Here is a 15,001-nt window from a genome sequence, read left to right on the forward strand (position 1 = left end):
GAACACCCCACCGGAGGACCACCCGATGGCCACGCCCACCATCGCCCGCAGCGGCATCTTCCCGATCGCGCCGACCCCGTTCACCCGGTCCGGAGACATCGATCTCGACGGTCAGAAGCGGGTGCTGGATTGCATGATCGACCAGGGCGTCGACGGGATCTGCATCCTGGCCAACTATTCCGAGCAGTTCCTGCTGTCCGATGCCGAGCGTGAGACCCTGCTGGACCTGTGCATGAGCCATGTCGCCGGACGGGTGCCGGTGATCGTCACCACCAGCCACTTCTCCACCCGCCTGGCGGCCGAGCGTTCCAAGCGCGCGGCGCAGGCGGGTGCCGCCATGCTGATGCTGATGCCGCCCTACCACGGGACCGGCCTGCGCGCCGACGAGAAGGGCATCGAGGAGCACTTCGCCAAGGTGGCCGAAGCATCGGGCCTGCCGATCATGGTGCAGGACGCGCCGCTGTCGGGGGTCGCTCTGTCGGTGCCCTTCCTGGTCCGGTTGGCCAAGGCGGTGCCGCAGGTCACCTATTTCAAGATCGAGACGGCGGGCGCGGCTTCGAAGCTGCGGGCGCTGATCGAAGCTGGCGGCGATGCCATCCAGGGTCCGTTCGACGGCGAGGAATCCATCACCCTGATGGCGGACCTGGACGCCGGCGCGACCGGCACCATGTGCAGCGCCCTGCTGCCGGACCTGATCAAGCCGGTGGTCACCCACCATCTGGCGGGCCGTCGCCAGGAAGCGGCCGAAACCTATGCGCGGATCCTGCCGCTGATCAACTATGAGAACCGGCAGTGCGGCCTGAGGGCCTGCAAGACCGTGATGATGGAAGGCGGGGTGATCAAGAGCGACACCGTGCGCCATCCGCTGGAGGCGCTGCATCCGGCCACCAAGGCCGGCCTGCTCGAACTGGCGCGCGACGCCGACGTGCTGGCGTTGCGCTGGGGGAAGTAGGAGGTTCGACCGGCTTCAGCGGCCCGCCCGATGAAGGGCGGAGATCGGCACGACGGTCTGCATCGCCGTTCCGGCGAACCGGGCGACCCCCGCGGGCACGGCCGTCGGCCACTGGTAGACGGTCGCGCCGAAAACCGTGTCGATCACTCCGTCATCGGCCATCGGCAGGGCAAGCCGTTCAGTATGCACGCCATGACGGCCGCTCTGATAGGCCGAGCCGATCAAGTGGTGAATGCCTGGCATCGATGTCACCTGATCTAGCGTGTCGTTGAACTGCCGGCCATGCTCCACGAACAGATCGTCGACGTATTCCCCGACGACGCGCCGGCCGAGCAGCGAGCGGATCTCGTCGCCGGCAAGGCGGAACCGATACCGCCCGCTCGCCGCCTCGCGCTTGAGGATCCAGAATCCGCTGAGCAGGGTCGGCACCCTGGCCGGATCGAAATCCTGGCGATTGGGGGTCGGCCGGCCGGCCCGCAGTTCCAGCCAGTAGGTCAGGAACGCGTGCAGACGATGATCCACAATCGGCAGGACGGAGTCGTTCGCGTGCTGAAGGACACGACCGCACGTGCTGATCATCGAGTTGTAGGCCGTTCCGCACACCGTGTTCATTCTCACGCTTCCCTCCTGTCGGGATCCGCCATCGCCGCCCGATGCGCTGTCCTATCGCAGCAACAGGGATGGCAAGGTCTCGCGAGAGTAGGTGAGTGAAGTTAACAGCCGATTGACGTCGGCTGCGATCCCGGTAGGTGTTTTTACGTACCGGCGATGCGCGCCGCGACCATCTGAAACATCGGTCGCTCGAGTTTCTCAAGTAATTCCGGCCCAACCTCGATCCGCTCTGCTGCCGGGCAGAACTGCTGGACATGCAGACTCTGAAAGTCCACACGGATCAGCAAGGAGAGCGTCGTTCCGATCGTCCGGTGATGCTTGACGACGCTTTCGGTCAACCGGCCACGTCTTTCGCCCCATCGCTTTGACCGACCATTCCGGGATTGTCCGAGCCATGCAGATCGGCTGCCTGCGAGGCCGGCCGTCTGCCGCCGCGGCCTTCGCAGACCGTCAACGCATCACGCAAACCGGCCGTGGCACTGCTTGAACTTCTTGCCGCTGCCGCACGGGCAGGCCGCGTTGCGCTGGACCTTGCCCCAGGTCGAAGGATCGTTCGGATCAACGGCAACGGCCGGCCGCCGGGTCGCGAGCGCGACGCCGCCGTCGGTGCCGGTCGCCGCCATTCCGCTTTCGTCCTCGGCCTCGGACGTCTGGTCGCGGGACAGGGCCGGGTCCATCCGGGTCTCGTGCATTTCCGTCTGGGCGCGCTGGGCGGCCATGCGGGCCTCCATCTCCTCCGGCGCCTGAACCCGGATCTCCAGATGGGACAGAACGCTCGTCACGACCTGACGCAGATTGGCCAGCATCGCCTCGAACAGCGAGAACGCCTCGCGCTTGTACTCGTTCAGCGGGTCCTTCTGGGCGTAGGCCCGCAGGTTGATGCCCTGGCGCAAATGGTCGAGCGACAGCAGGTGGTCCTTCCACTGCTGGTCCAGCAGCTGCAGCAGCAGGCTGCGCTCCGCGGTGCGCATCATCTCGCGGCCGTAGTTGGCAACCTTCTCGGCGAGCTTGCGGTTCGAGGCGTCGAGAATCCGCTCCAGGATCTCGCGGTCGGCGATGCCCTCTTCCTTGGCCCAGTCCTGAACCGGCAGGTCCAGGGCGAGGAGGCGCAGGCATTCCTCGTGCAACCCATCCAGGTCCCACTGCTCGGAATAGGCACCGGCCGGAACGCAGCGTGCGACCAGGTCCTCGATGACCTCGTGACGCATGTCGACGATCATCTCGTGGACGTCCGGCGCGCGCATGATCTCGCGGCGCTGCTCGTAGACGACCTTGCGCTGATCGTTCATCACGTCGTCGAACTTCAGCAGCTGCTTGCGGATCTCGAAGTTCCGCGCCTCGACCTTCTGCTGCGCCTTCTCCAGCGCCTTGTTGATCCAGGGGTGGATGATCGCCTCGCCTTCCTGCAGGCCAAGCTTGCGCAGCATGCCGTCCATGCGCTCGGATCCGAAGATCCGCATCAGGTCGTCTTCCAGCGACAGGAAGAACTTCGAGCCGCCTGGGTCGCCCTGGCGACCGGACCGGCCGCGCAGCTGGTTGTCGATGCGCCGGCTCTCGTGCCGCTCGGTGGCGATCACATACAGGCCGCCCGCCGTCAGCGCCTTTGCCCGCCCAGCCTCGACCTCGGCCTTGAAAGTCTCACGGATCTTGGCCTTCTCGGCCTCGTCCTCAATCCCCGCCAACGCCGCCGTCAGGCGCATGTCCAGGTTGCCGCCGAGCTGGATGTCGGTGCCGCGCCCGGCCATGTTGGTGGCGATCGTGACCGCGCCCGGCACACCGGCCTGGGCGATGATCCCGGCCTCCTGCTCATGGAAGCGCGCGTTCAGCACCTGGTGCGGTACGCCCTTCTCGGTGAGCAGCGCCGAAATCGTCTCCGATTTCTCGATCGACACGGTGCCGACCAGCACCGGCTGGCCACGCCCGCGGCACTCGTCGATCAGCTGAGCCAGCGCCTCGTGCTTCTCCTTGGCGCTGCGGTAGACCTCGTCGTCCTCGTCCTTGCGCGTGACCGGCACATTGGTCGGGATCTCCACGACCTCGAGGCTGTAGATCTCGGCGAACTCCGCCGCCTCGGTCATCGCCGTGCCGGTCATGCCGGCCAGCTTCGGATAAAGGCGGAAGTAGTTCTGGAAGGTGATCGAGGCGAGCGTCTGGTTCTCGTTCTGGACGGTTACCCGCTCCTTCGCCTCCAGGGCCTGGTGCAGGCCCTCGGAATAGCGCCGACCCTCCATGGCTCGGCCGGTGAACTCGTCGATGATGACGACCTTGTCGTCCTTCACGATATAGTCGGTGTCGCGCGAGAACAGCTTGTGCGCCCGCAGCGCCTGGTTGGCGTGATGCACCAGGTTGATGTTCTGGACGTCGTACAGGCCGCCGTCCTTGAGCAGTCCGGCTTCCGTCAGCAGCCGCTCGACCTCCACCGCCCCGTCGTCGGTCAGGGTAACGGTGCGCTGCTTCTCGTCCTTCTCGAAATGCTCCGGCTTCAACATCGGAATCAGCCCGTCGACCTGGGCGTAGAGCGCCGAACTGTCGTCGGCCGGGCCGGAAATGATCAGCGGAGTGCGCGCTTCATCGACCAGGATCGAGTCGACCTCGTCGACGATCGCATAGTTGAAGTCGCGCTGGACCATGTCCTCCAGCCGGAACTTCATGTTGTCGCGCAGGTAGTCGAAGCCGAACTCGTTGTTGGTGCCATATGTGACGTCGGACGCATACGCGCGCCGGCGTTCCTCGTCGGTCAGCCCGTGCACGATGCAGCCGACGGTCAACCCGAGGAACTGGTAGATCTGACCCATCCAGGCGGAATCACGCTGGGCCAGGTAGTCGTTCACGGTGACCACGTGAACGCCCTTGCCGGATAGCGCGTTCAAATAAACCGGCAGGGTCGCGACAAGGGTCTTGCCTTCACCGGTCTTCATTTCGGCAATCTTGCCCTGGTGCAGGACCATCCCGCCCAGCAACTGAACGTCGAAATGGCGTTGACCGAGAACCCGGCGCGCCGCCTCGCGAACCACTGCGAACGCTTCCGGCAGCAGCTTCTCCAGGTCCTCGCCCGCCCCCAGGCGTTGCCTGAAGACGTCGGTTTTCGCCCGCAGATCGTCGTCGGAAAGCGCCGATATCTCCGATTCCAGCGCGTTGACGGCCTCGACCGGCTTCTGCAAACCTTTGAGAATACGGTCGTTTTGCGACCCAAACAGGGCCTTGGCGATGGCGCCGAACATGGATGTCCTCGAGTTGTGCGCGCCGGCCGGCGGGCCGTCGAGACACCGACATTTAGGGGGCCGTCGGCGCGCTGTCAACGCGACCGATGGCAGCTTGGAAGCCTCGGAAGCCGCCGATTTGTTGCGTTTTCGCGGCTCTGCCTGCATCCTGAAGCGGGAGAGGCGGCCGACTGGCCGAAAGACGAGACATGGTCGAGAGTATCGTAGGACCGCCACTGACGGCGTCAGTGGGCGTTGGGTCTACAGAACCTATGCGGCTTTCCATTCGCCTGCGCGGTAGCGAACGCGGGCAGAACCGGGATTCCGACGACTCACCCGACGATCAGGCGGAGGACGAGCGGTACCCCGACGAGGCGTTCACGGTCGACCGCAGGTCGCCTGCAGCCCGCGCCGCCCGGGCCTACGGCGGCGTCGCCAGGGCGGTCCGCAAGGATGCCGAGGTGGTGATCAGCCGCTCGGCCGCGATTCTGACCGGCGACTTGGACAGCGTGCTGCGCCGCGCCGGGCAGGCCATCCGGCAGATGGCCGAAACCCTGCTGGGAATCGATCCGCGCCGTACCACCGGGCTGGTCAGCAGTTTCCAGAAGGCCGCCTTGGGCTGGGTGCGTGACGCCCTGCCCCGCTACCGCGCCTACGCCGAGAACCACGACCGCCTGCCAATCGGTGTGTCGTTCGAGGATGTCCGGCTGTCGCTTGAAGCCGATGACGGCAGGCTCGCGCTGAACGTCGGCGGTGTGGAGTTCCGCAACAGCTTCGACTTTCGCGCGACCGGCGTTGTGTTCGACATCCGCGCCTCGGGTACCGTCAGCGAACCGGCACCGGGCTTCTACGTCGACACCGGCGAGACCGGTGCCGCCACGGCTGCCGCCATCGTGGAGACCGTCCGTACCGAGTTGCCGTCGTTCGGCATTGCCGAGGACACAGAAGGCGTCTGCGTGACGATTCGCGCGGAAGCCAGCGACTTCGTCACCGGCCGTTCGGCGACCTGGGTGGTCGATATGGATGTCCACGTTCCGTTCGACCCGGCCTGGTCCGGCGGTTCAGCCGCCTGACGGGACGATGAACCGGCACGATCGGTCCGCCAGGGTCGCGAACCGTCAATCGTTGCCATTCGACGTTCAGTCTTGCTTAACCAATCCCGTCTAGGGTTTGTGGACGGCAGGAAACCCGTGCGAACGCGCGGTCGATGACCGCGACCGAGGATTGCCTGATGACAAGCCGCCGCAGCCGCCCGATTCTTCAAGCCGCCGGCAAGATGGCACTGCTCTCCGTGGCGATGTTCTGCATTGTGCCGGCACCGGCGTCCGCTGAAACAATCACGCTCGGTACTTCGAAGACCGGGTTTCTGATCTGGCTGGCCGACGCCAACGGCTACTTCGCCGACGAGAACGTATCCGTCGAGGTGGTCGAGGTCGGATCGGGCGTCGTCGCGGCGGATCGTGTTCACAAGGGCGAGATCACCTTCGGAACCAGTTCGGAGTTCGCCTTTACCAGCAAGATCATGGATGCGCCTGGACTCTGCATCTACGGCACGATCTCGGCGTCGCGGACCACCCGCCTGATCGCCCGTAGCGACCGGGTCGGGCCTCACCCCCGCGATCTCGCCAGCAAGCGCATTGCGGTTACACCCAACGGGATTGGCCAGTACTTTCTGTCGCAATACTTAGCGTTGTCGGAACTTGCCGAGGATCAGGTCGAATTGGTTCCCTCGAAGCCGGAGGAGATCGTGACGCGCCTGGCATCCGGGACGGTCGATGCCGGCATGGCCTGGGAGCCGCATGTCGCCGCCATCCGCAAGGCGCTCGGTCCGATCGCACTGGACTATCCGGATCAGGCTGAGCAGTACTACTACTTCGTTCTGCACGGCCGTTGCGATCTCAGCGCCGACAAGGCCAACGCCCTGCGATCCATCCTGCGCGCGCTCAAGCGGGCCGAGCAACTCGTTGAAGAACGTCCGGACGAAGCCAAGAAAGTGATTGGCCGACGGCTGCAGCTGTCGCCGGAAACCATGGCTGAAATCTGGCCGCAGCACTCGCTCACCTTGACGCTGACGCAGGATCTGCTCAGCGTTATCGAAAGCCAGGCGGAATGGCGGATCGCCAAGGAACTCTCCACGGGACCAATACCCGATACCCTGGACGTGGTCAGAATCGATCCATTGCACTCGGTCGCGCCGCAAGCCGTTCTGATCCACAACTGATGATCGCTCGAGGCATCAGCCGGTGAAGATCCGAACCAAAGCGGGCGTCCTCGGCGGCATCACCGTGGTTGCCGCAGCCGCGCTGATCCTGGTCACGATCAGCGTCCTGAGTCGTCTGTACGACGTCAGCGCCCGACTGGACCAGGTCAACCTCACGCTGCACAATGTCCGCGCAGCCGACACATTGGCGACCGAGTTCCTGCTCACCCAGAGCGAGCGGGCCCTGAAGCAATGGGACCGTCTTCGGATCAAGGTGGAGGACAACATCTCCGGCCTGTCCGAGGCGCTGATTCTGCCGAACGGTGCACGGACCGAACTGGTCATCCGGCTGCATTCCATGCAGCAGACCATTGAGAAGCTTCAATCCACCTCAGCGCCGATCGACAGTCCGTTGTCGAAAATCCTGATGACCCGCCTGAACGCGAACCGCAACGCGCTGACCGCGCGGGTCGAGGCACTGGAGGTTCAGCTCGAAGCGGAGCGCGGCCGCCTCCTGAACACCACTGCCATCCTGATTCTGGCGACGGTCGTGATGTCGTCGCTCCTGGTGACTGCCAGTTCGTACCAGCTGTTCAAGACGTTTCTCGGTGCGTTCGATGAGATCAGCCAGGCCGTCGGACAACTGCGCCCGGGTCAACCATCGAGCAAGATCAGGACAGCTCGACGTGATGAGGTCGGTGGTCTGCTGGTCCAGATCGAGGCGGCTCGCGAATCGATGGACAGCGTGTTCGCGGCCGAGACCGACGCCCGCCAGAAGGCAGAGGAGCTCAGCAGCGCCAAGACCGCCTTCATCGCCACGATCAGCCACGAACTGCGGACCCCGTTGAACGGCCTGCTTGGCAGCATCCGCATCCTCACGGGTTCGGAACTGTCGGGCAAACAAGCACGCTATCTGTCGATGGCCGAGACGTCCGGCGAGAACCTGCTGGCGATCGTCAACGACGTTCTGGACTTCACCAAGATCGAAAGCGGCCGGCTCGAGGTCGAAAGGATGGCGTTCCATCCCATGCGGATCCTCCAGGACGTCCGCTCGATGTTCGTGTCGCTGGCCGAGCAGAAAGGACTGCGCTTCGACAGCACCATCGACCTGCCCGATGACCTTCAACTGCTTGGCGACCCGACACGAATTACCCAGATCCTCAACAACCTGCTCAGCAACGCCGTCAAGTTCACGGCCGCCGGTACGGTGACGATCCGGGCCCGCGTCGCGGAGACGGACGGCTCCGGTCCGACAACCCTCACGGTTGAAGTCATCGATACCGGGATCGGGATTCCGGCCGACAAGCTCAAGCATGTGTTCGAAGCGTTCTCACAGGCCGACGAGACAACCACCCGCAAATACGGTGGGTCGGGACTGGGCCTGGCGATCTGCGCGAAGCTGGCGGCGGTGATGGGCGGGGAGTTGGCGTTGGACAGCGCCGAAGGACAGGGGACGACCTTCACCTTGACCCTGCCGTTGCCGATCAGCACCGACGACGCCAGGACCGTGCAACGCGAGCGGGTCAGCGACGATGACACGGCGTTGGCGGGCTTGCGGGTGCTGCTGGTCGACGACGTCGACCTCAACCGGATGATCGCCTCGGAGGTCCTGGAGCATTGGGGATGCACCGTCAGCGAGGCCCGCGACGGTCGCGAGGCGGTCGACATGTTCAGCGCCGGCCACTTCGACGTGGTGCTGATGGATGTCCAGATGCCCGAGATGGACGGCGTGGAGGCGACCCGGCTGATCCGCCGCTCCGACCGCCTGACACCGATCATCGGCATGACCGCCAACGCCTTCTCCGAGCAGCGGGGCGAATACCTGCAGGCCGGGATGACCGACGTCATGCCGAAGCCGGTGGTCTGGGACGACCTGCACGCGCGCCTGACCCGGCACCGAGCCCAAGTCACCGCATCCGTTTAGCCGACAACCGGTTCCGGCGGTCCGGCGATCAAGCGGCGGATCAGGGCCGACCGCGGCCCTGTGGAGCGGCGCACGACCGCTCCGCAACCCCGTCTCGGCTATGCCGTCCCGATACGACTGGCAGCGGTTGCCGCCTGCTGCATGTTTGATGACATGTCATCGGCAACGGCGCTCTGTTCCTCGACCGCAGAGGCGGTCGACGTCACGTAGTCGAGCACCTGCTGCATCGCCCCGCGGATCGCACTGAGCGAGCCGACCACATCGTTTGAGATCGTGCGCATTCCATCGATGTTCTCGGAGATCTGCTCGGTGGCGCCCTTCGCCTGGCCCGCCAGATTCTTGACCTCGTTGGCGACCACGGCGAAGCCCTTGCCGGCCTCACCGGCTCGTGCGGATTCAATTGTGGCGTTGAGGGCCAGCAGGTTGATTTGGCTGGTGATATTGTTGATGACCTCGACAATGCCGCCCATCGACTTCGTTGCCTCAGTCAATTGCTGCGTCGCGCGGTCAGCCTCCATGACGAGATCGAATGCCTCGGACGTCGTGTTCTTCGACTTCACCATGCTGCCCGCGATCTCCCGCACCGAGGCGTTGAGCTGCTCCGACCCGGCGGCGACCGTCTCTAACAGTTGCTGGACATGCTCGGCCCGCTTGCGCGCGATCACCTGTTCGGTCACGTCGGTAGCATACTTGACGACCTTGAACGGATTGCCGTTGAGATCGAGGATCGGGTTGTAGGACGCCTGGATCCAGACCTCCCGCCCACCTTTGGCAATCCGCTTGTACTCGGCAGCCTGATATTCGCCGCGCCGCAGCATCGCCCAGAACGCTTGGTACTCTTGACTGTCGCGGTCGGCGGACGTGACGAACATGCGGTGGTGCTTGTCCTGAACGTCGGACAGTTCATAACCCATTGCGCCCAGGAAGTTCTCGTTCGCCATCCGGATCGTGCCGTCAAGATCGAACTCGATCACCGCCTGCGACTTGGAGATCGCCGCCAGTTGCCCGGCGGTATCGGCGTTTCTGAGTTTGTCGGCGGTGACATCGGTGGCGAACTTGACGACTTTGAACGGCTTGCCGTTGCGGTCGAAGATCGGATTGTAGGACGCCTGGATCCAAATCTCCCGACCGCCCTTGCCGATCCGCTTGTACTCCGCTGTCTGATACTCCCCGCGCCGCAGCGCCGCCCAGAACGCCTGGTAGCCCTGGCTGTCACGGTCAACCGGGGTAACGAACATGCTGTGGTGCTTGCCCTGAATCTCAGCCAGTTCATAGCCTATGGCGTTCAGGAAGTTCTCATTCGCCGTCAGGATCGTGCCGTCCAGATTGAATTCGATGACGGCCTGCGACTTGCCGATTGCCGCGATCTGACCGGAAGAGTCGGCGTCGCGCTGAACCCGTTCGGTGACGTCGGTCGCAACCTTCACCACCTTGGTCGGCTTGCCGTCACGGCCCATGACGGGATTATAGGCGGCTTGAATCCAGACCTCTCGGCCGCCTTTGCCAAGCCTGCGGAACTCCCTTGATTGGAACTCTCCACGCCGCAGGCTGTCCCAAAACGCCCGATACTCGGCCCCCTCGCGCTCGGTGGGATCGACAAACAAACTGTGATGTTTGCCCTGGATCTCCACGAGCGTGTAGCCCATTGCATTGAGGAAGTTCGCGTTGGCCGAGATGATCGTCCCATTCAGGTCAAACTCAATCACCGCTTGCGAACGCTCCATCGCCTCGACCTTGGCGGCAAGATCTTTGTATCTATTCGATGCACTAAAACCAAACACAGCAACCCTCCATTGCAATACCACAACTCCATATCTCTTCTGAGAGTGGCTCCGGTAGCCAGTAATTAGCAGTTCTACGTAATGGAAAACCTCATAGATCGGCGAAATATTGGAAGCATGGCGTTCTTGCAATGGAGTGAATTACGCCTTCATTAACCACTCGACTCACACGCAGATGCGTTGTCGGCCGGGCTGCCGGCAGACCGTTTCAGACGGTCGAGACTTCGGATGGTCAGTAGTCGGATGGTCTGTAGGAAAACGTCCATCGAAATTCCGCTGGACGGCGGCGCGCTTGTCCGGGATTCGGTGATCTGGTACCCCTGCGACCCGCCGGTGCTTGGCGGCGGCGCCCCTCTCCGGATCGATGCCGGACCGACGACAGCGAAAGGACACCCGATGCCGTTTCTGCGCTCTGCGGCCCTCGCCGCCATCGCCCTGCTTGCGGCCTCCGCCGCGGGAAGTCCCCTGCTGGCCCAGACCGCCGCACCGGCTGCCGAGAAAGCCGCCGACCTCGATCCCGCCAAGATGGTGGTCGCCAAGGTCGGCGACGGCGAGGTCACGCTGGCCGACCTGATCGCGATGCGCGAGGACCTGCCGCCCCAATACCGGCAGATGCCGTTGCAGGCGATCTATCCGGCGTTGCTGGAGCGGGCCATCGACGGCCGGCTGATCGCCAACGCCGCGCGGGCCGCCGATCTGGCCAAGCGCGAGGACGTCGCACGCCGCATCCGGCGGGCCGAAGACCAGGTCCTGTCCCAGGTGTACCTGACCGAGTCGATCACCGCCCAGGTGACCGAGGACGCCCTGCGCGAACGCTACAAGACCTTCGCAGCCGAGCAGAGCGGACGCGAGGAGGCCCATGCCAGCCACATCCTGCTGGACACCGAGGAGCAGGCCAAGGCCGTGATCGCCGAACTCGACAAGGGTGGCGATTTCGCCGCGCTGGCGAAGGAGCGTTCCACCGATCCGGCCGGCGCCGACGGCGGCGATCTCGGCTGGTTCAGCGCCGAGCAGATGGTTCCCGAGTTCTCCCAGGCCGCGTTCGCACTGACGCCGGGCACCTATTCCAAGGAGCCGGTGAAGAGCCAGTTCGGCTGGCACGTCATCAAGCTGATCGAGAAGCGGACGACCCAGGCGCCGGCGTTCGAAGAGATCCGCGACCAGCTCGCTTCCGAGTTGAGCAGAGAGTTGATTACCGCCAAGCTGGATACGCTGCGCGCCGGGGTGAAGGTGGAGCGCTTCGGTCCCGACGGCACGCCGATTCCGGCCCCGCAATAACCATCGGCCCGGGTGTCACAGCCCGGGCTGTCGTCTCCGTTTCAACCGCGAAAGGTCCAGTCCGTGGCCCCGCTTCCCGTCTCGCCGCTTGCGCCCGCTCATCAGCCCGAGTTGCCGGAACTCGCCGGATGCCGCTTCGCCGCGGTCGAGGCCGGGGTGCGCTACAAGGGGCGGCGCGACCTGCTGCTGGCCGAGTTTGCGGCCGGGACCACGGTCGCCGGGGTGCTGACACGCAACCAGATGCCGGGAGCGCCGATCGACTGGTGCCGCCAGCACCTTCCGGCTGGCCGCGCCCGCGGACTGGTGGTCAACGCCGGCAACGCCAACGTGTTCACCGGCGCCAAGGGCCGCACGGCCTGTGTCGAGACCGCGGCGGCGGCCGCCCGGCAGTTGGGCTGCACCCCGGCGGAGATCATGCTGGCCTCGACCGGCGTGATCGGCGAACCCCTGCCCTATGAGCGGATCGTGGCCGCCCTGCCCGCCGCCCAGGCCGGGCTGTCCGGCAACGCGTGGGCCGATGCCGCCCGGGCGATCATGACCACAGACACGTTTGCCAAGGCCGCGACCCGGACCGCCAACATCCGTGGCGTCCCGGTCCGCATCAACGGCATCGCCAAGGGCTCCGGAATGATTGCCCCGGACATGGCCACGATGCTGTCTTTCGTAGTGACCGACGCCAAGATACCGGCCGACATTCTGCAGACGCTGCTGGCCCGCACCGTGGCCCGCACCTTCAACGCCATAACGGTCGACAGCGACACTTCGACCAGCGACACCTTGATGCTGTTCGCCACCGGCCAGGTCTCGCACGCGGCGATCGAGGGGCCGGGCGAGCCGGCGCTGCGCGACTTCCGGGCGAAGCTGGAGGATTTGCTGAAGGACCTCGCCCTGCAGGTCGTGCGCGACGGCGAAGGCGCGCAGAAGCTGATCGAGATCACGGTGACCGGTGCCGCTTCCGAACGCGCCGCCCGCCGGATCGCGCTCGCCATCGCCGACTCCCCGCTGGTCAAGACCGCGATCGCCGGCCAGGACGCCAATTGGGGCCGGATCGTCATGGCGGTCGGCAAGTCCGGCCAGAAGGCCGACCGCGACCGGTTGGCCATCGACATCGGCGGCGTGGCGGTAGCGCGTGACGGCGCCCGGGTCGAGGGTTTCGACGAGGCGCCGGTAGCCGCCCACATGAAGGGCCAGGAGATCAAGATCACCGTCGACGTCGGCATCGGCTCCGGCCGATCGACCGTCTGGACCTGCGACCTGACCCACGGCTACATCGACATCAACGCCGACTACCGCAGCTGACCGACCGATGGCGGCGGGTGTGAGCGATCTCGACGGCTGCATGGCGGCCGGTCCGGCCGAGGACCTGCCGGCTCTCCCGACGCTGCTGGTGGTGGCGGTCGCCCTGGTCGACGTCGACGGCCGCGTGCTGATCGCCCAGCGCCCCGAGGGCAAGTCGATGGCCGGGCTGTGGGAGTTTCCCGGCGGCAAGGTCGATCCCGGCGAGACCCCGGAAGCTGCGTTGATCCGCGAGTTGAAGGAAGAACTCGGCATCGACACGGCGGAATCCTGCCTGGCGCCGCTCACCTTCGCCTCGCACCGCTACGAGACCTTCCACCTGCTGATGCCGCTGTACGCCTGCCGGCGCTGGATCGGCACGGTGACCCCCCGCGAGGACCAGGCGATCAAGTGGGTGCGCCCGGTGCGGCTCGGCGACTATCCGATGCCGCCGGCCGATGCCCCGCTGATCGCAATGATCCGCGACATCCTGGGCTGATCATCCGATCACCGGCACAGACCACCAACCGCACGCTGACGCGCGGCGGTGCAGGGCAGATCCTCGACCCGGTTCAATACCGCCTCGCCCCAACGGCTCGCCTCCTGGGCAATCCGCCCCCGTGCCGAAGCGCGCGCGTCCGAGCGCGTTGGGCCGAGCACCTGGCGGCGCCACAGCGAATCATCCAGGCCGAGTCCGCTGGCGGTGTTGACCAGTCGAAACAACGCGTCGCTCAACATGACAGATCTCCTTACAGAGCAGACAGACAGCTGTTTGCCTGTCCATGCGTAGATCGCGCTGTACGGAGCCGATCTCAAACGATACCTTTTCACTCTATCTGTTAGTTGGATTTACATATGCGCACGCTGCCGCCGCTCACCGCCCTGCGCGCCTTCGAGGCGACAGCCCGGCTCGGCAGTGTCACCAGGGCGGCCGACGAACTCTCGGTGACCCACGCCGCCGTCAGCCACCAGTTGCGCAGCCTGGAGGAGTGGGTCGGGCGCCCGCTGTTCCGCCGGGAGCATCGACGGATCATCCCGAACGAGGCCGGCATCAGCCTGCTGCCGGTGGTCACCGACGCCTTCGACCGGATTGCGGCACGGGCGGTCGAACTGCGCGCGCAGACCGACCGGCGGATCCTGACCATCTCGTCGGCCCCCTCGGTCGCCCACCGCTGGATCGTGCCCCGGCTCGCCGCGTTCAGCACCCGGCACCCGGAGATCGACGTGCGGCTTGAGCACTCCACCCGGCTGATCGACCTGGCGCGGGAGAGCGTCGACGTCGCGATCCGCTACGGCTCGGGTCCCTGGCCCGGCCTCACGGCGCATCGACTGATGCCGGGCTACGCCAAGCCGCTGGCGTCACCGGTGCTGCTGGAACGCCACGGTCTCGCCACAACGCAACTGCCCCTGCCGGCTTCGATCATCGCGTCGCTGCCGTTGCAGCACGAGGAGACCCGCGACCACTGGCGGCGATGGTTCGCCGACGCCGGCCTGATCGGCGCCGATGTGTCGAGCGGTGCCGTGTTTCACGAAGCCGGGGTGCTGATCGACGTGGCGATGGCCGCCCAGGGGGTGGTGCTGGGTCGGGTGGCGCTTGCCGAAGGATTGATCGCCCAAGGCGTGCTGCGGATCCTGAACGACCGATCCATCGGCGCCGAGGCGAGCTACTGGCTTTGCTACCCGGAGGCCCGTCGCGACGACCCGGTGGTCGCGGCGTTCCGGACGTTCGTCCTGGAGGAGGTTGGCCTGGCGCCGGCCGACGGCGATTCTGGTTAACAG

The 15,001-nt window shown here is 65.4% G+C and carries 13 protein-coding genes; 8 read left to right on the top strand and 5 right to left on the bottom strand.

Features of this window, described 5'->3' with window-relative positions:
- The first annotated feature begins 25 nt into the window (after positions 1-25).
- Positions 26-952, top strand: coding sequence for a dihydrodipicolinate synthase family protein (locus RIC54_RS16125; RefSeq protein WP_350090062.1), 927 nt, complete (start codon positions 26-28; stop codon positions 950-952).
- A gap of 15 nt (positions 953-967) precedes the next feature.
- On the opposite strand, the gene RIC54_RS16130 is transcribed toward RIC54_RS16125, so the two are convergent.
- The 3 genes from RIC54_RS16130 to secA all read right to left on the bottom strand — a co-directional run bounded on the left by RIC54_RS16130 (position 968) and on the right by secA (position 4,785).
- Positions 968-1,564 carry a PAS domain-containing protein gene (locus RIC54_RS16130; RefSeq protein ID WP_350090650.1) on the bottom strand — a complete coding sequence of 199 codons (597 nt, stop codon included), beginning with the start codon at positions 1,562-1,564 and terminating at the stop codon, positions 968-970.
- Between the two features lie 143 nt (positions 1,565-1,707).
- Entirely contained in the window at positions 1,708-1,902 is a 195-nt protein-coding gene (locus RIC54_RS16135; RefSeq protein ID WP_350090065.1) for a hypothetical protein, read from the bottom strand.
- 120 nt (positions 1,903-2,022) lie between these two features.
- Positions 2,023-4,785 carry a preprotein translocase subunit SecA gene (gene secA, locus RIC54_RS16140; RefSeq protein ID WP_350151200.1) on the bottom strand — a complete coding sequence of 921 codons (2,763 nt, stop codon included), beginning with the start codon at positions 4,783-4,785 and terminating at the stop codon, positions 2,023-2,025.
- A 251-nt stretch (positions 4,786-5,036) separates the two neighbouring features.
- Here secA and RIC54_RS16145 point away from each other — a divergent pair, with 251 nt between their 5' ends.
- From RIC54_RS16145 to RIC54_RS16155, 3 genes are all read left to right on the top strand, one after another.
- Positions 5,037-5,837 carry a hypothetical protein gene (locus RIC54_RS16145; protein WP_350090071.1) on the top strand — a complete coding sequence of 267 codons (801 nt, stop codon included), beginning with the start codon at positions 5,037-5,039 and terminating at the stop codon, positions 5,835-5,837.
- 158 nt (positions 5,838-5,995) lie between these two features.
- Positions 5,996-6,985, top strand: a complete 990-nt coding sequence (locus RIC54_RS16150; protein WP_350090074.1) for an ABC transporter substrate-binding protein — start codon at positions 5,996-5,998, stop codon at positions 6,983-6,985.
- A gap of 22 nt (positions 6,986-7,007) precedes the next feature.
- The gene (locus tag RIC54_RS16155) at positions 7,008-8,888 is read left to right on the top strand and encodes an ATP-binding protein (protein WP_350151201.1); all 1,881 of its coding nucleotides are present in this window, start codon (positions 7,008-7,010) and stop codon (positions 8,886-8,888) included.
- 98 nt (positions 8,889-8,986) lie between these two features.
- On the opposite strand, the gene RIC54_RS16160 is transcribed toward RIC54_RS16155, so the two are convergent.
- The gene (locus RIC54_RS16160) at positions 8,987-10,669 is read right to left on the bottom strand and encodes a methyl-accepting chemotaxis protein (RefSeq protein ID WP_350151203.1); all 1,683 of its coding nucleotides are present in this window, start codon (positions 10,667-10,669) and stop codon (positions 8,987-8,989) included.
- 396 nt (positions 10,670-11,065) lie between these two features.
- On the opposite strand from RIC54_RS16160, the gene RIC54_RS16165 reads away from it, so the two are divergent.
- From RIC54_RS16165 to RIC54_RS16175, 3 genes are all read left to right on the top strand, one after another.
- Positions 11,066-11,947, top strand: a complete 882-nt coding sequence (locus tag RIC54_RS16165; protein WP_350090083.1) for a peptidylprolyl isomerase — start codon at positions 11,066-11,068, stop codon at positions 11,945-11,947.
- 63 nt (positions 11,948-12,010) lie between these two features.
- Positions 12,011-13,246, top strand: coding sequence for a bifunctional glutamate N-acetyltransferase/amino-acid acetyltransferase ArgJ (gene argJ, locus RIC54_RS16170; protein ID WP_350090086.1), 1,236 nt, complete (start codon positions 12,011-12,013; stop codon positions 13,244-13,246).
- 40 nt (positions 13,247-13,286) lie between these two features.
- Positions 13,287-13,721, top strand: a complete 435-nt coding sequence (locus tag RIC54_RS16175) for a (deoxy)nucleoside triphosphate pyrophosphohydrolase (RefSeq protein WP_350090653.1) — start codon at positions 13,287-13,289, stop codon at positions 13,719-13,721.
- Positions 13,722-13,729: 8 nt separating this feature from the next.
- On the opposite strand, the gene RIC54_RS16180 is transcribed toward RIC54_RS16175, so the two are convergent.
- Positions 13,730-13,960: a hypothetical protein gene (locus tag RIC54_RS16180; RefSeq protein WP_350090089.1), complete on the bottom strand. Its 231-nt coding sequence runs from the start codon at positions 13,958-13,960 to the stop codon at positions 13,730-13,732.
- Between the two features lie 117 nt (positions 13,961-14,077).
- Between RIC54_RS16180 and RIC54_RS16185 the strand changes: the two genes are divergently transcribed.
- The gene (locus tag RIC54_RS16185) at positions 14,078-14,998 is read left to right on the top strand and encodes a LysR substrate-binding domain-containing protein (protein WP_350090092.1); all 921 of its coding nucleotides are present in this window, start codon (positions 14,078-14,080) and stop codon (positions 14,996-14,998) included.
- Positions 14,999-15,001 lie beyond the last annotated feature (3 nt).

Origin of the sequence: Thalassobaculum sp., assembly GCF_040219215.1 — a bacterium.
Lineage (GTDB): Bacteria > Pseudomonadota > Alphaproteobacteria > Thalassobaculales > Thalassobaculaceae > Thalassobaculum_A.